The sequence below is a fragment of the Janthinobacterium sp. GW456P genome (assembly GCF_002127655.1).
Taxonomy (GTDB): domain Bacteria; phylum Pseudomonadota; class Gammaproteobacteria; order Burkholderiales; family Burkholderiaceae_D; genus Janthinobacterium.
The window spans coordinates 161,822-177,671 of record NZ_NEHB01000007.1 but is presented as its reverse complement, the minus strand read 5'-3'; the positions used below and the strand labels follow the sequence as shown (position 1 = coordinate 177,671).

15 protein-coding genes are annotated in these 15,850 nt (G+C 65.1%); 4 read left to right on the top strand and 11 right to left on the bottom strand.

The genetic code is table 11. The annotated features are described in order from the left end of the window. The first annotated feature begins 135 nt into the window (after positions 1–135). On the top strand, positions 136–1,038 hold the full coding sequence (cysM, locus tag CBW66_RS09325; RefSeq protein ID WP_086138221.1) for a cysteine synthase CysM: 903 nt from the start codon (positions 136–138) through the stop codon (positions 1,036–1,038). Positions 1,039–1,125: 87 nt separating this feature from the next. Here cysM and CBW66_RS09320 read toward each other — a convergent pair whose 3' ends face one another. From CBW66_RS09320 to CBW66_RS09295, 6 genes are all read right to left on the bottom strand, one after another. Next, positions 1,126–1,458 (bottom strand): hypothetical protein, encoded by a 333-nt coding sequence (locus CBW66_RS09320; protein ID WP_034751784.1) that lies wholly within the window; start codon positions 1,456–1,458, stop codon positions 1,126–1,128. Positions 1,459–1,896: 438 nt separating this feature from the next. After that, the gene (mltB, locus tag CBW66_RS09315; RefSeq protein ID WP_086138222.1) at positions 1,897–3,042 is read right to left on the bottom strand and encodes a lytic murein transglycosylase B; all 1,146 of its coding nucleotides are present in this window, start codon (positions 3,040–3,042) and stop codon (positions 1,897–1,899) included. Between the two features lie 8 nt (positions 3,043–3,050). Next, the gene (locus tag CBW66_RS29775) at positions 3,051–3,341 is read right to left on the bottom strand and encodes a DUF4129 domain-containing protein (protein ID WP_367379987.1); all 291 of its coding nucleotides are present in this window, start codon (positions 3,339–3,341) and stop codon (positions 3,051–3,053) included. Continuing rightward, on the bottom strand, positions 3,226–5,238 hold the full coding sequence (locus tag CBW66_RS09305) for a DUF3488 and transglutaminase-like domain-containing protein (protein WP_086153623.1): 2,013 nt from the start codon (positions 5,236–5,238) through the stop codon (positions 3,226–3,228). The genes CBW66_RS29775 and CBW66_RS09305 overlap by 116 nt, the downstream gene beginning before the upstream one ends. Continuing rightward, positions 5,235–6,233 carry a DUF58 domain-containing protein gene (locus tag CBW66_RS09300; RefSeq protein ID WP_086138224.1) on the bottom strand — a complete coding sequence of 333 codons (999 nt, stop codon included), beginning with the start codon at positions 6,231–6,233 and terminating at the stop codon, positions 5,235–5,237. Before CBW66_RS09300 ends, CBW66_RS09305 begins: the two co-directional genes overlap by 4 nt. A gap of 5 nt (positions 6,234–6,238) precedes the next feature. Beyond that, positions 6,239–7,147 carry a MoxR family ATPase gene (locus CBW66_RS09295; protein WP_086138225.1) on the bottom strand — a complete coding sequence of 303 codons (909 nt, stop codon included), beginning with the start codon at positions 7,145–7,147 and terminating at the stop codon, positions 6,239–6,241. Positions 7,148–7,358: 211 nt separating this feature from the next. Between CBW66_RS09295 and CBW66_RS09290 the strand changes: the two genes are divergently transcribed. Then, positions 7,359–8,285: a histone deacetylase family protein gene (locus tag CBW66_RS09290; protein WP_070219411.1), complete on the top strand. Its 927-nt coding sequence runs from the start codon at positions 7,359–7,361 to the stop codon at positions 8,283–8,285. A 12-nt stretch (positions 8,286–8,297) separates the two neighbouring features. On the opposite strand, the gene CBW66_RS09285 is transcribed toward CBW66_RS09290, so the two are convergent. Both CBW66_RS09285 and CBW66_RS09280 read right to left on the bottom strand, forming a co-directional pair. Beyond that, entirely contained in the window at positions 8,298–8,624 is a 327-nt protein-coding gene (locus CBW66_RS09285) for a hypothetical protein (protein ID WP_086138226.1), read from the bottom strand. 159 nt (positions 8,625–8,783) lie between these two features. Continuing rightward, entirely contained in the window at positions 8,784–9,581 is a 798-nt protein-coding gene (locus CBW66_RS09280; protein WP_139841656.1) for a hypothetical protein, read from the bottom strand. Positions 9,582–9,781: 200 nt separating this feature from the next. Here CBW66_RS09280 and ylqF point away from each other — a divergent pair, with 200 nt between their 5' ends. Then, the gene (gene ylqF, locus CBW66_RS09275) at positions 9,782–10,729 is read left to right on the top strand and encodes a ribosome biogenesis GTPase YlqF (protein ID WP_086138228.1); all 948 of its coding nucleotides are present in this window, start codon (positions 9,782–9,784) and stop codon (positions 10,727–10,729) included. Between the two features lie 69 nt (positions 10,730–10,798). On the opposite strand, the gene CBW66_RS09270 is transcribed toward ylqF, so the two are convergent. After that, positions 10,799–11,602: a class III extradiol ring-cleavage dioxygenase gene (locus tag CBW66_RS09270; RefSeq protein ID WP_086138229.1), complete on the bottom strand. Its 804-nt coding sequence runs from the start codon at positions 11,600–11,602 to the stop codon at positions 10,799–10,801. A 112-nt stretch (positions 11,603–11,714) separates the two neighbouring features. Between CBW66_RS09270 and CBW66_RS09265 the strand changes: the two genes are divergently transcribed. Next, positions 11,715–12,605, top strand: a complete 891-nt coding sequence (locus CBW66_RS09265; RefSeq protein ID WP_086138230.1) for a LysR family transcriptional regulator — start codon at positions 11,715–11,717, stop codon at positions 12,603–12,605. Here the strand turns inward: CBW66_RS09265 and CBW66_RS09260 are convergent, their stop codons facing one another. Together CBW66_RS09260 and CBW66_RS09255 are read right to left on the bottom strand one after the other, a co-directional pair. Next, on the bottom strand, positions 12,606–13,490 hold the full coding sequence (locus CBW66_RS09260; RefSeq protein WP_086138231.1) for a hypothetical protein: 885 nt from the start codon (positions 13,488–13,490) through the stop codon (positions 12,606–12,608). After that, a complete protein-coding gene (locus CBW66_RS09255) occupies positions 13,487–15,739 on the bottom strand; it encodes a M1 family metallopeptidase (RefSeq protein ID WP_086138232.1) in 2,253 nt (750 codons plus the stop codon). Before CBW66_RS09255 ends, CBW66_RS09260 begins: the two co-directional genes overlap by 4 nt. Positions 15,740–15,850: the final 111 nt, after the last annotated feature.

Genomic DNA, 15,850 nt, shown 5'->3' with positions numbered 1-15,850 from the left:
GCGGCAGGCGCCATGCGGCCGGTGGCGGCGCGGCCCGCCGCGCGCGCGGGCCGGGAACCAGCCGCCAACGGGTGATACGCCGTCGGGCTTCTCATATTAGAATGGGTCTTTGTTGAATCTACTCAAACAGACACGATGGCTTACAAGACACTTGAAGATACGATAGGCAATACCCCGCTGGTGCAACTGACGCGCTTGCCGGGTGCCGATGCGCTTGCGCGCAACAACGTCATCCTGGGCAAGCTGGAAGGCAACAATCCGGCGGGCTCCGTGAAGGACCGCGCGGCCATGTCCATGCTCAAGCGCGCTGAAGAGCGCGGCGTCATCAAGCCGGGCGATACCCTGATCGAAGCGACCAGCGGCAACACGGGCATCGCGCTGGCCATGGCCGCCGCCTTGCGCGGCTACAAGATGCTGCTCCTGATGCCCGACAATCTGAGCGTGGAGCGCCGCCAGAGCATGGCCGCCTACGGCGCCGACATTTTATTGACGCCGAAGACGGGCGGCATGGAATATGCGCGCGACCTGGCCGAGCAGATGCAGAAGGATGGCCGCGGCGTCATCCTCGACCAGTTCGCCAACGAAGACAATTCGCGCGCCCACTATGAAAGCACGGGGCCGGAAATCTGGCGCGATACGAATGGCCGCGTGACGCACTTCGTCAGCGCCATGGGCACGACGGGCACCATCATGGGCGTGTCGCGCTATTTGAAGGAGCAAAATCCCGCCATCCAGATCATCGGCGCCCAGCCAGAGGAAGGTTCGCAGATACCCGGCATCCGCAAGTGGCCGGAAGCGTATCTGCCGAAAATCTACGACAAATCGCGCGTGGACCAGGTGGAATACGTGAGCCAGGGCGTGGCCGAGCGCATGGCGCGCAGCCTGGCGGCGGAAGAGGGCTTGTTTTGCGGCATCTCGGCAGCCGGCGCCTGCGAAATCGCGCTGCGCATCTCGCAAACGGTGGAAAACGCGACCATCGTGTTCGTCGTCTGCGACCGTGGCGACCGCTACCTGTCTACCGGCGTGTTTCCTGCTTGATAGTTTAATGTCGGCCAGAACGGCCTGAGAATTGCTGGAAATACCCCCTCCCCATGGCGGGGAGGGAAAACCTGCGAACTGGCAGGATCAGCCTTGTGGCGTTTCGCCTTCTTTTGGCTTGAATTGCTTGTCGCTGATGCGGAATTTGTTACGACGGTCACCCATCAGGTAACGCAGGTCGCGGATGCTCAGGTCGCTGACTTCGTGCATGCGGATCAGCAGCGATGCGCCGACCGGCAGGCGGTGGTGGCGAATTTTACTGATGACCGGTGGCGCCACTTCCAGCGCGCGGGACAAGGCTGCGTCGTTTTTCAGGCGCAGGTTTTCGATCAGGGTATCGAGCAGTCTGTTTGGGTTGTACTGAAGCAGATCGTCGGAGTCCGAATCGCTGTTCATATCAATGCCGACTTGGTTTGTCATGATGTTATTGTTCCTTCTGTAGTTGCACTGCAAAGTAAAAAACACTCGGAGCTCGCTCTTGCTGCGTTCATGTTCATTCTTTACTAAAAGGAACGAATTCACACACGGTACGATCCGGGATACAGTTTTTCATGATATATACACAATTGTACAACAGGATTCAATTTCAGGCGGGAAAGCCCGCTAATCTTGCTTTGTACAGAACCGGTGTTGTCTAGCTGCAACACCTATTTATTCTTTATTATGCTCTATGATAGAACAAAAATTGTACTTTGACAAAAGTTAAGTATAAAACCACTACTGCATCCCGTGCCGCACAAAGGCTGGCGAGCGAGGCTGGCACATGTTATCGGCCCCACCATAGACCTGTTTGCCGGTCGCTTCAACATCGCTTACGCTTTCTTACAAGTAATATTATAACTTTACACTGACTTTCGGTTAGCGTGCGCGCACTTGACTGATGGCCTTGCCCAGGTCAATCACTGACATGGCATAAAAATAACTTCTGTTGTACTGAGTTATAGCAAAGAAGTTATTGGTTGCCAAGTGATACTCAGTTGCTTCTGAACCATTTTGTAAATCGATCAAGCCAAACAACATGTTCTGGGGCGTGGACGGGGCGGCACTCACGCCGGCTTCCTGCAATTCCCCCAGCCGGTATTTGGCTTGCAAGCCCTGGCCGACGAACTTTTCCCACGTGCGGCTGGCCGACACGGTGACGGGATACGTGTTGATGGCCGGGTCGTCGCGGCGCCAGCCATGTTCGACGAGGAAATGCGCGACGCTGCCGATGGCGTCGGCCGTGGAATTGCGCAGGTCGATATGGCCATCGCCATCGAAGTCGACCGCATATTTCATGATGCTGCTGGGCATGAATTGAGGCAGGCCGATAGCGCCCGCATACGAGCCGAGCAGGGTCAAGGGATCGATGCCATCCTTGCGCGCGTACAACAGCGCGTTTTCCAGTTCTCCCTTGAAAAATTCCATGCGCGCGGCGCGGGTCGGACTTTCCGGATAGGAAAACGCCAGGGTCGTCAGCGCGTCGAGCACGCGGAAACGTCCCGTATTGCGTCCGTACACGGTTTCCACGCCGATGATGCCGACGATGATTTCGGCCGGCACGCCATATTCGCGCTCGGCGCGCGCCAGCGCTTCCGCATTCTCTTCCCAGAATTTCACGCCCGCATTGATGCGCACCGGTTCGATGAAGCGGGCGCTGTACGCTTGCCAGTTCTTTGGCTTGCCCGGCGGGGCCGGCTTCATCAGCTGCACCGTCGTGTCCACATAGCGCACCTTGCCGATCAGGGTATCGAGCGCGGCGCGGTCAAAGCCGTGTTTGGCGGACATGTCGTCGAGGAAGGCGCGTACTTCTTTCCAGTTGGCATAGTCGACAAACTCGCCTTCGAAGTCGAATTTTGCCGGCGCTTTCTTGGCTGCCGCCTTGGCGGGCGGGGCCTTGGCCGCGCGCACGGCGCGGGCGCGGTCGGCAGCGGAAATATGGCTGTTTTCGCCAGCATGCGCGGTCGCCAGGCACAGGGGAAGGGAAAGGAGCAGGGACAGGGCGGAGGTTTTGATCGGTAACAAGGAGCGTCTCATCGGCATTGGGTTAACAGGCGGCGCAAGCTGCGCCGCGCGCGGAGTTGTTCGTCTGGGTGGGCATTACCATACTTCATCGCGGCATAGATTGCCAGAAACTGTGCGATGGCGGCGTGCGCCTCTTGTGTGGCCTTGCCTGCGGCCAACCGTGCAGCATAACCGTGCGGACCTTCATGCGGCGCACGGCTGTAGCCGCGCCGCGCCTGCTGGCGGCAAAATTGTGCGTACAGGGCGTCGAGCGGATCGCCCTGCCGCGCCTGCCGCCACCAGACCAGTCCACCGGCCACGGCGGACAGCAGGGCCAGCATGGCGCAAGCGACTGCCAGCGTCTTCGCTGGCAAGTTTTTCACGTGATCGAGCATGGCGCGCTGGCGCTGCGGCGTGGTGTCGAGTACCCAGCTGCTCCACGCGTGCTCGGCCTGCCGCCATTGCTGGCGCCAGGCGGCAAGCGCCCCTTGCGCGCCGCCGTCGAGGCCGGCCAGGGCCCGCCACGCCGTCAGTGGCGACTCGGTCGGCGGCAGGCCCGAGTCNGGCGCGCTGGCGCTGCGGCGTGGTGTCGAGTCCCCAGCTGCCCCACGCGTGCTCGGCCTGCCGCCATTGCGGGCGCCAGGCGGCAAGCGCCCCTTGCGCGCCGCCGTCGAGGCCGGCCAGGGCCCGCCACGCCGTCAGTGGCGACGCGGGCGGCGGCAGGGCGGCGTCGAGGTTGCGCTCCGTGCGCAGGGGCGCGACGGCGCCGGTGGGATCGATGCGCACCCAGCCCCGGCCCGCCAGCCACACTTCGCTCCACGCGTGGGCGTCGGACTGGCGCACGCTTACACTGTTGTCGGTGCCGTTGCGCAAGCCGCCCTGGTAACCGGTGACGACGCGCGCGGGGATACCCATGGCGCGCATCAGCACGACAAAGCTGCCCGCGTAATGTTCGCAAAAACCCGCCTGCGTGCGAAACAGGAAGTCGTCAACGCCATGCTTGCCCAGCAGCGGCGGCTGCAGGGTGTAGCGAAAGGGCGCGCGGCGGAAGTGATCGAGCACGGCGGCGACGGCGTCGGCGGGCGCCAGCGCGTGCGTGCCATGGCCGCGCAGGGCGCGGGCCCAGGCCACGCTGCGCGGATTGCTGCCAGCGGGCAAGGCCAGCCATGGCTGTTGCTGCACGGCCGACAAGCCGGCCTGCAGCCGGTAGCGTGGCTGTGAACTGACGCGGTAACGCACGGTCGAAGTAATGGGCTGTACGGTCAGTACTTCCAGCGCCGACGACACGACATACGGATTGCCGGGCAGGCGTTCGATGCTGCGCGGCACGTCAAGCGCGAAGATGCGCCGCTGGCCGCTCGCCTGCAAGGTCACTTCGTATTGGCTGGGCTGGCCTTCGAGCGCGATGTCGATGCGGCTGTCGCTGGCAGGCGCGCGGCCAGCACCCCGGCGCGTCCAGGTGGCGCCGTCGAAGTCGCCCAGCACCACGCCGCGCCAATACAGCTGGTCTTGCGGCGGGGTCGGCGTGCTGAAACGGGCAGTGAAGACGGGTTCGCTAGACAGGGCCAGCGAGGCGATGGCGCCCGGCTGCATGCTGTCGGACAAGCCCGTGCGCGCCTGCGCGTCTTCTGGCCCAGCGCCCCACAGGGGGCCGTCGAGGCGTGGCACGGCAAGAAACATCACGGCCGACAGGGGGACGGCCAGCGCCAGCATGCGCCCCAGCAACTTTAACCGTTGCGCCAGGCTGGGTTGCACGGCGCCGTACTGGGCCGACAGCAGGGCGGCCAGCAGGACGATAACGGTGGCCAGCATCCAGGCCGCGCTGAGGATGCCTTGCGTATGGAAAAAGTTCGCCAGCAGAAGGAAAAAACTGAGGAAGACGAAGACGAAGATGTCGCGCCGGCCATGCATTTCCAGCGATTTCAAGGCCAGCAGCAGGGCCAGCATGGCCACGCCGGGATCGCGTCCCAGCACGCTGCCATAGCTGGCGTAGACGCCGGCGATGCCGAGCAGGGCCAGCGGCGCAAGCACGGCGAGCGACGGCTGGCGCCGGCCCCGCACGGTGATCACGGCGCGCCACAGCAGCAGGGCGGCGCTTGCCGCCGACAGCCACGGGGGCAGGTGCAGCGCGTGCGGCGCCAGCACCATGGCGGCCGCCAGCAGCAACAGCACAATGTCGGCCTTGTCGCGCGGCAAGTTGCTCAGCCAGGCCTTCATGGCAGTGCCTGCGCTGGCGGCAAATCGTGTGGCGAATCGTGCAGGGCCAGCGCGCGCAAACAGGCGTCGCGGTGGCTGGCGCCCAAGGCCGGCGTTAGCGTCAGCGCGCCCAGGCGCAAGCCATATGGCAGACCCGTGCGTTCCGCCTGCAGCACCCAGGCGGCCAGGCGCGACAAACGCGCTTCCGGCGCCAGCGCGTGCAGCGCGGCGTGCTCGAACACGATGTTGCCACGGGCTGCGCCTGAGGGCGCGCTGGCGGCAGGCTGGAATTGCTTGCTGAATACGTGCTCGCCGTCGTGGCGGGCGATCTGGCGCCAGGCCAGGCGGTGCAAAGGGTCGCCGGGCTGGTAGGCGCGCACGCCGGCCAGTTCCAGGGCGCCGTCGGGCGAGTCTGGCTGCCGTGCCTGCTTTGCCTGCCGCACAGTGCCGGCAGGCAAGGGCAGCGGCGGCGCGTTGTGCTCGGGCTGCGGATACACAAGCACGCGCGCGTCGGGCTGCCAGTGGCACCATGCCACAAACAGGCCCAGCGGAAAACTGCCGGACAGGCGCACGGAGGGCGCATCGAGCCAGCCGCGTTGCCGCGCCGTGACGACGATGCTGACGGCCGTTTCCCCGTGGGCGGCGATGTCGGCCAGGCTGGGCGCAGCCGGTGAATCGCTCACGGCCAGGTGGATCGCATGGCGCAGGCGCGCGCTGCGGTTGATCAGGCGCAAGGTGAACAAGGCGTGGCTGCCCGCGAACACGGCGCTGCCCGGCGTGGCGGCCAAGGCCAGACCCGCCAGGTTACGGCTGGCAAACAGCATGTCGGCGATGGCGCAGGCGGCGGCGAAATACGTGAGCGCATAACCGAGGCCCAGGCGGTAATTGACGGCGGCGATCCACAGCGCCAGCAGCAGTGCGGCAAACGCGAGGCCCGCGCGCGAAGGGCGGATGTGCACGCGCTGCGCACCCAGCCAGGGGCGCGCCGGCAGCCAAGAGATATTGCGCCAGCGCATGCCGGTCAGACGGGAATGCTCAACAGCATGTGCTGCAGCAGCGCGCGGCTATCCAGCGAGCCTTGCGCCGCATGCAGGCGGTGGGCGCAGACGGGCACGAGTACGGCTTGCACATCGTCGGGCGTGACGTGGTCGCGTCCCGCCAGCGCGGCCCAGGCGCGCGCCGCCTGCAGCAGGGCCAGCGCGGCGCGCGGACTGAGGCCATCGGCAAACACGCCCGGCGCGCGCGTGGCATGCACGAGGGCCAGCACGTAGTCGGCGACGGCGGCCGAAGCATGGATGGCGCGCAGGCCCGCTTGCGCCTGCAGCAATTCTTCCGCGTTCATCACGGCAGGCAATGTCTGCAGCATGGCGCGGCGGTCGGCGCCCAGCAGCAACGCCCGTTCGGCGGCCGCATCGGGGTAGCCCAGGGTGACGCACATGAGAAAACGGTCGAGCTGCGATTCGGGCAGGGGAAAGGTGCCCAGCTGGTGCGCGCAGTTTTGCGTGGCGATGACGAAAAACGGCTGCGGCAGCGCATGCGTGACGCCATCGAGCGTCACTTGCCGTTCCTCCATCGCTTCGAGCAGGCCCGATTGGGTCTTCGGCGTGGCGCGGTTGATCTCGTCGGCCAGCAGCACTTGCGTGAACAGGGGGCCGGGATGAAAGATGAAGCTGCCGCTGCCCCGGTCATACACGCTCATGCCGGCCACGTCGGCGGGCAGCAGGTCGCTGGTGAATTGCTGGCGCTTCCATTGCAGGCCCAGCGAGATGGCCAGCGCGTGGGCCAAGGTGGTCTTGCCCACGCCGGGCACGTCTTCGATCAGCAGGTGGCCGCCGGCCAGCACGCAGGCGAGCGCCTGGCGGATCTGCAAGTGTTTGCCGACGAGAACTTCGCCGATCTGCTGTGCGGCCTGGTGTATTTTCGAAAACATGCTATTTCTATCACAGTAAGTCGGATTATTTAATTTACAATCGCTTTGGCCAGGTCAAGTCGTGCCGCCCGCCCGTGCCGTGCACGTGGTAGATTAGTGCGGTAGCGGCACAGACCGGCCAGTGATTTTATGCGAGAACGCGCAGGGCGAACAGGAATGCCATGCAGTGTTCCCGGAGAATGGACAGAGACAGAGGTAACCAGTACAGCGCATGAGCACAGCCATTTATACCCATCCCGATTGCCAGCGCCATGAAATGGGCGACTGGCACCCAGAATCACCGGCCCGCTTGCAGGCCATCAACGATCAATTGATCCTCGCGCACATCAGCGACCTGGTCGAGCACCGCGACGGCGTGCGCGCGCAATTGTCCGATATCGAGCGCAACCACAGTGCCACGGCCATCGGCCTGGTGCGCGACAATGTGCCGCAGGAGGGCGACTACTATCCGCTCGACGGCGACACCCTGCTCAATGCGCACAGCTATGAGGCGGCGCTGGCTGCGGCCGGCTCGGCCGTGGCAGCCACGGATGCCGTCATCGATGGCGAGATCAGCAACGCCTTCTGCGCGATCCGCCCGCCCGGCCACCACGCGCGGCCCAGCGAACCGATGGGTTTCTGCCTGTTCAATAATGTCGCCATCGCCGCCAAGCATGCGCTCGACGTGCGTGGCCTCGAGCGCGTCGCCATCGTCGACTTCGACGTGCACCATGGCAATGGCACGGCCGAGTCCGTGGCGCACGACCCGCGCATCCTGATGGTGAGTTTTTTCCAGCACCCGTTCTATCCGTACAGCGATGTGGAATCCTATACCGACACGCGCGTCAACGTGCCCGTGCCGGCCCGCTCGAAGGGCGATGCCGTGCGCCAGCTGGTGCTCGACCACTGGCTGCCGGCGCTGCACCGGCAACAGCCGCAGATGATTTTCATTTCCGCCGGTTTCGATGCGCACCGCGAAGACGACGTGGGCGGCATGGGCCTGGTGGAGGCCGACTACACATGGATGACGCAGCAGATGATGGCCGTGGCCCATCAGTATGGCAAGGGCCGCATCGTCAGCTGTCTCGAAGGGGGCTACAACCTGTCGTCCTTGGGCCGCAGCGTGGCGGCGCACGTGAAGGCGCTGGCGGAGCTGTAAGGGCGCAGCGAATTACAGCAAGGTGGGACGGCTGCTGGAATGCGTGTGGCGATGGGTCTGATAGTCGAGCGCGTCGCCGGCCATGAAGCGGCGCCATGCTTGCGTGTAGACGAGCGATGATTTATCCGCATCGAAGCTGTCAAGCTGCAACATGTCGCGGTGGTGCTTGATTTCATTGACCAGTTGGTCGTACAGCATTTGCAAGCCATAACTGTCGGCGCTCTGACGTTTCAAGCGCTCCTCGAGCTGCACCACTTGCCCCTGCAGCCGCCGGCATTCCTTCTTCCAGTCATTGCGCGGCACGCGCTTGGGCGCCATGCCAGTGTGTTCCATCATCATATCGAGCTATCCCATCGCCTGTCTCCCTGCGCCTGCTGCCAGCCAGTCCGGAAAACATTGCTTTTCATTTAAGAGGCGATATTAGAGCATACTTTTTTGTTTCTTTCAGTAAATATAAAAGTCCATGTAGAAATATTTGACCCGGTTCCCGCGCGCGTATCACTGGCGCAGCGCCGCCTTCTTGGGTGGTGCCGGGGCGGCTTCCGCCATGTTGCCATCATCTGCATACGTGAGGGTCAGCAGGGTATTGTCGTCCCAGCTCACGTCATGCAGCGGCGGCACGTAGCGCTGGCGGTCTTCCGTGATGCGGATATCCAGCGTGCGCTCGCCCGAGCGCGCCTGCACGGCAAGCAGCTTGCGGAATACGGGAAACGGTACGTGGATCAGCGACGAGTGGCACGGCCCGCCCGCCAGACGGAACAGGTTACGCCGCACAAACGGCAGGTCATCCTGCTCGACGGCCCAGCGGATTTCGCATTCCAGGCGCAAGTCGCCCAGGCGGCGCACGTTCTGGGGCAGGCCTGGCGTGTGAATGTCGGCGCGCCAGCGCACGGTGTCGCGCTTCTTGTTGCTGACCAGGTCGGCATTTGCGTCGTAGGCGGTCTTGTCGCGCGTCAAGGTGAAACCGCCGTCCGCTGCCAGTGGCACGGGGATAGACAGATTGTCGGCCGACAGGTGCAGGGTCACGCCTTCGAGCCTGGCCTTCGGCGTGGCGGGGATCAGCATGAAGCGCAGCGGCGCGCCAGGCGCGAGGCGCTGGTGGTCGGCATACGCATCGAGTCCCTTGAGCATGGTGCGGTAGGGGCGCAGGTCGGGATCGCGCGTGCCTTGCACGTCGACAATCTGTTGTATTTCCTGGTTCGCTGCGTCGCCTGGCGCCGACGCTTGTTCCTGGGCCATGGCGGGCAGCAGACAGGCGCAAAGGGGGACGAGGAGGAAAAAACGGGGAAGATGCATGGAATGCGTGCCAGGTTGAACTTGCAATGGGGAACCGGCCAGGCTGGACGGACTGCGGATCTTATCATTCGTGTAACTGCCAAATTATCACCAATTGTCTCGTTCGCGTCGCACGGCTGGCGCTGGCGGCGGAAAATGGGACGTCGCGGCGGCAACCACGTAAAATAGCGGATTGACCGAACGATTTTGAAAGCAAGAGCATGGCGATACAATGGTACCCAGGACACATGAACGCGGCCCGCAAGAAAGCGGCCGAAACCATGGAAAACACCGATCTGGTGATTGAAGTGGTGGACGCGCGCCTGCCGGCAGCCAGCTGCAATCCCATGGTGGACGAGCTGCGCCTGTTCCGCCAGCGCCCTTGCCTGAAAATCCTCAACAAGACCGACCTGGCCGACCCTGCCGCCACCGCCGCCTGGGTGGCCTATTTCAATGCCCAGGAAGGCGTGACCGCGTATGCGATGACGACCAAGAAGCCGGGCGACGTGGCGCGCATTCCGGAACTGGCGAAATCGCTGGCGCCGCACCGCGGCGTGGCGACGAAGCCGCTGCGCATCATGATCATGGGCATTCCCAACGTGGGCAAGTCGACCCTGATGAACGCGCTGCTCAAAAAACGCGTGGCCAAGGTGGGCGACGAGCCGGCTGTGACGAAAATGCAGCAAAAGCTGTATCTGGACAAGAACACCATCCTCGTCGACACGCCCGGCATGCTGTGGCCGAAGATCGCCATCCCCAGCGACGGCCTGATGCTGGCGGCCAGCCACGCCATCGGCTCGAATGCGCTGATCGAAGAGGAAGTGGCCGTGTTCCTGGCCGAGGAATTGCTCAAGCGCTACCCCGACTTGCTGGCGGCCCGCTACGGCACCAAGGTCGGCGAAGTCGACGCCATCGGCGTGGTCGAGGGCATCGCCGCCAAGCGCGGCTTCCGCATCAAGGGCGGCGACTACGATTTCGAGAAAGCGTCGCACACCCTGCTGCTCGACTACCGCAGCGGCATCCTCGGGCGCATTTCGCTGGAAACGCCGGACACGCGCGCGGCCCTGCTGGCCCAGCATGCGGCCGAAATGGCGGAAAAAGCGGCGAAGGCGGCGGAAATCGCCGCTGAAAAGGCGAAAAATGCGGCGCGGGGCAAGCGCGGCACCTGATTCATATCCCCTCCATGCAAAAAGCGCCGCGACATCACTGTCGCGGCGCTTTTTTTCTGCGCTGGCCGATTATCCGAATTTGAAACTGCTTACCGCCAGCGCCCCAAAGAAATCCTCCTCGTGATACACGACTTGCGCCGCTTCCTGCTCGGCCGCGCCGAGCGCCACCATCAGAGGCAGCAGGTGGTCTTCCTGCGGATGGGCCTGGCGCGCGCCCGGGGCCTGGTCCCAGGCCAGCAACTGTTGCAGCCGCTGCGCCGGCGGCAAGGACATCGTCTGGCGCAGCCAGGCGTCGAACTGGTGCGAGGCGACGGCGCCCGCCTGGCCGAACTGGCGCAGGTTATGGTAGGACAGGCCGCTGCCGACGATCAGCACGCCCTGGCGGCGCAGGCCTGCCAGCGCGCGGCCCACCTCGACGTGCGTCAGCGGGTCGTAGCCGTGTTTCAGCGACAGCTGCACCAGCGGCACGTCCGCCTGCGGATAGATGGGGAACAGGGCGCTGAAAGTGCCGTGGTCGAAACCGCGCTCATGGTCCAGGCGCGCCGGATGGCCGGCCGCATCGAGCAATTGTTTGACCTGCGCCGCCAGCTCCGGCGCGCCCGGCGCCGGGTACTGGATTTGATAGGTGTGCGGCGGAAAACCCGAATAATCGTAGATCATGCCCGGCCTGGGGCTGGCCGAGACGAGAAATTGCGGCCCTTCCCAGTGCGCCGTGACGACCAGCACGGCTTGCGGGCGCGCGCCGATCTGGCGCGGGATATCCTGCAACGATGCTTCGAGAACATCGTAGCGGCCGCCGAACTGGTCTTTCATGAACGGCCACGGGCCGCCGCCGTGCGACAGGAAATAGGTGGGGAAGGTGTGCTCTTGCATGGCGGCTCCGTAGTGGAATGACTGATGCCATCGATGATAGTCATGCGCGGTCAGTTGATCAAGATCGCAATTATTGATATATCATTTCCATTTTGTTGATGATTGGACCGTCATGGATACCTTGCGCAGCATGCGCGTGTTTCGCGCCGTGGTGGAACTGGACAGCTTCGTGCGTGCCAGCGAGCGCCTGGGCCTGTCGCCGGCCATGGTCAGCAAGCACGTGATGCACCTGGAACGCCACCTGGGCGCGCGCCTGCTGAACCGCAGCAGCCGCCACCTGAGCCTGACGGAAATCGGCAAGGTGTATTTTGAACAGTGCCGCGACATGCTCGACAACCTCGACGAAGTGGAAGCGACGGTCGGCCGCACGACGGTGGTGCCGCGCGGCATGCTGCGCCTGAGCGCCCCCGTCTGGTTCGCCAACGCCATCTTCACGCGCACCCTGGCCGCCTACCGCGAGCGCTTCCCGGAAGTGACGTTCGACATCGATTTGAGCGGCAGGGTGGTCAACCTGGTGGAAGAGGGGTTCGACCTGGCCCTGCGCGTGAGCCAGGCGCCGTCGCCGGCCCTGATCGCGCGGCCCATCGGCAGCATCGCCTTTCACCTGGTGGCCTCGCCCGCCTACCTGGCGCGCGCGGGACGGCCGCAGTTGCCGCAAGACCTGGCGCAACATGCCATGATCAGCTATTCCTTGCTGGCAAACGGCAATGAGCTGGCCTTCGACGGGCCGCAGGGACGCGAGACGGTGAAGTTTACGCCCGTGCTGCAATGTAATAACGAAAGCCTGCTGCACGCGGCCGTGCTCGACGGCATGGGCATCGCGCTGCTGCCATCGTGGCAAACGGATGCGGACCTGGCGGCGGGGCGGCTGGCGCGCCTCTTCGACGGCTACCAGCTGGCGGGCGGCAAGGTGTACGCCATCTACACGAGCCGCCGCTACCTGTCCTCGAAAGTGCGCACCTTCATCGACTTCCTGGCCGATGAAGGGCGCCTGGGGGCCTGACTAGGAGATTGAACGCTTGACGCCGATCAGGGCGAACAGGCGCGCGCTGCGCATCCACGCCAGCGCCAGCGCCGCCAGCTGCGTCGCCAACAAGCCGGCCGCGAGGGCCAGCGGACCCGGGCCGGCCAGGTTCAGCCGGGCCACGCCCAGCAGCGCATACAGGGCCAGTCCCAGCACGGTGATGCCGAAGTAGATGGCCAGGCAGACCAGCGGACGCCGGCGCAGCATGCCGAGCCCTCGCCACCAGGCCTTGACGGCCGAGGTGCGGCGCCGGTCGACGGCCAGCGCCGCGCGTCCCGCGTCGAGCGTGGCGCAGGCCAGCAGGAACAGCACGCCCGTGAGCAGCAGGGCCAGGTGACGGGCCAGGTCGGCGTCGGCTTCCAGGATGGCTGTCGCCGCGTGCCTGTCGGCCAGTTTCAGCGCGCCGGCGCCGATCGCCAGCGCCACGCCCAGCGGCACGATGCTCCACAACAGCATGCGCAGCATGCGGCCGTATTCGCTGAAGGCGCCCGTCAGCAGGGCTGCGAAGCCCAGTGGCGCGGGCGCGCGCGCGGCCGTTACCACCAGGCCGCTCAGCAGCGGCGACAGCAGCAGGGCCAGGACGACGCCGGCGATGGCGGCCTGGCTGATGGCGGCGCCATTGCGGATGGCATTGGCGGCCAGGTCGGCCACCGTCATCAGGTCGAGCCGCTGCGCCAGCGCCGCCGCATGCACGGCGTGATCGAGGCTGGCGCCCAGGGTGCGCCAGACGGGTATGACGGCAACGATGGTCGGGATCAGCAGCAGGCCGGCCCACAGCAGCAGCAAGCGCCATTGCAGGGCGGCGCGGCTGGCGCGCGTGGTCAATGTCAGGCCGCTGGCCCGTGGCGTGGAAGTGGCGCTCATACGATGGCAATCAGGGAAAGGAGGTATTGGAAGGCGGCGGCAAGGTCGAGGCTCCAGCGCCGCGCGGCGGACGTGTCGGCCTTCAGGGTGCGGCTGTCGTCGAGCTTGTTGACGTCGAGGTAGTGCACGCGGTCGGGATCGAGTTCGGCCGAGACGGCCTTCACGGGCTTGCTCCAGGTATAGCGCTGCCACAGCTGCTCGTTGTCCCAGACCACGCGTTCGGAGCTGCCGTCGGCGAACTTCACCAGCAGCACTTGCGGCACGGGCGCGCCGCGGCGGCGCAGCACCACGCTGGTCAGATAGGGATACGGTCCCGTGCCGGGCTTGGCGTCCGGGTGCGCCTTGTCCCATGCCGCGCGCACCTTGTCCTCTTCTTTTTCCAGCGCCTCGGCCGTGCGTTCCACGCGCTTGCCGTTCACCAGCGCCAGGCCGGCCAGCGGCGTCTGCTCTTCGCTGGTGAAGCTGCCGATGCGGTCGTCGATGTTCGCGCTGGCATGGACTTGCTGCGCGAAGACCTGTTCCACGATGCGCCGCTGGCCCGTCGCTTCGGCCAGCGCTTCGCGCAGGTCGGCCACGCTGGGGTGGCGGAATTTCCACTGTTCGTAGTAGGCCTTGAAGCCCCGTTCCATGGCCTCGCTGCCGATGTGCGCTTCCAGGTCGCGCAGGGTGACGGCCGTGCGGCTGTAGACGGGCCCCACGCCCTGCAGGCGGTCCCACGCGTTCTGGCCCAGCGGATCGGCCGCATCCTGGCGCGGCGCGGCCATGCGCTCGGCCTCGAAGACCTTGAAGGCGGGAGCGAAGCCCAGGCGCTTGAGCAGGGGCGTGGTGGCGTGGATGTCCTGGCCGCGCGCGCGCAGCATGCGCTGGTCCCAGTACTCGTTCAAGCCTTCGTCGAGGATCGGTTCCTCGAATTCGTTCGAGGCCAGGATGCCGTAGAAATAGCCATGGCCGAATTCATGGATGGTGACGAAGTCGAGGCCGAATCCGGCGATGGTCTTCGGCTGCAGGCTGGCATAGCTCGAGGCCGTGATGAAGGTCGGGTATTCCATGCCGCCCGCTTCGGCCGCATTGAACGGGGGTATCACCACCGTCAGGGTCTTGTACGGATACGGGCCCAGGGTGCGCGAGAAATACGTGAGCGAGTCCTTGGCCGCCTGCAGCGCGGGCGCCGCGTTGGACGCGTACTCGGGCGGGTACAGCACCTTGATTTCCACGGGCGGGCTGCCGGCGCCGTTCCAGTTGCCGATCAAGGGCTGCGCGCTGCGCTTGTCGGCCGTCCAGGCGAAATCATGGACGTCGCCCTGCACATAGTGGTGCGTGAGCATGCCGTCCTTTTCCTGCGGCGCGCCCTGCAGTTCGCCCGTGGCGCCCACCGTGTATTCCTTGGGCACGGTCAGCTTCACGTCGTAGTGGCCGAAATCGGCATAAAACTCCGAATTGAGGTGGAATTCATGCGCGTTCCAGCGCGGCGCCGTGGCGTCCCGTTCGCCGGGCAGTTCCAGCACGGCGATCTTCGGGAACCACTGGCCCACCAGGTGGAAGCTGCCGAAATAGCCGGTGCGCGCGATGACGCGCGGCAGCTGGTCGAAGAAGCGGATGTCGAGCGTCGTCTCGGCGCCCGGCGCGACGGGCTGCGGCAAGTCGACGCGCACGACGGTGCGGTCGGTGGCCGGGCCGTTGTCGGGCTGGACGAAATGCCAGGGCGCCCTGGCCCCGTTCTGCGTCACGCTGCGCAACTCGATGTAGCCCCACTCGCCGTCGCGCGTGCCGACGCCCGAGCGAAAGCCCGTATCGAACTTGCGCTTCTCGGTGAAGAAGGTCGAATGCTCGCCTTCGAACGCATTCAGGTACAGGTGCAGGTACACGCTGCTGACGGCTTGCGCGCTGCGGTTACGCCAGCGCAGCTGCTGCTGGCCGTCGATGGTGTGCTTGACGGGATCGAGCGTCGCTTCAATCCGGTAGTCGACCACGCGGTCCGACAGGGTCGCTTGCGCGTCCGTGCGCACGCCGCCCCAGGCGTTGCTGGCGCTGGGCGTCGTGACGGCGGCCGCGTGCGGCGAAGCGAGGGCGATGCCGTCGGCGGACGGCGCCAACGGCACGGCCGCGCTGGCCGGCTTGCCGTGGTCCGGCTGGGCGAACAGCTCGGCCTGCAGGGCCAGGCCGGCCAGCAGCAGGGCGGCGATGGCAAGGGCTTTGAGCTTGCCCGCGAGGGGGACAATGCGGCGGCGCGGTGTGCTACGACTTTCCATGCGTGACTCCCACAGTGACTTGTTGATTTTCAAATGCAGTCGGCTGCGCCCAGGATCGCCGGGTGCTCATTAATATACCTGTAAAAATTACAAATAAGCAATGGATTATGC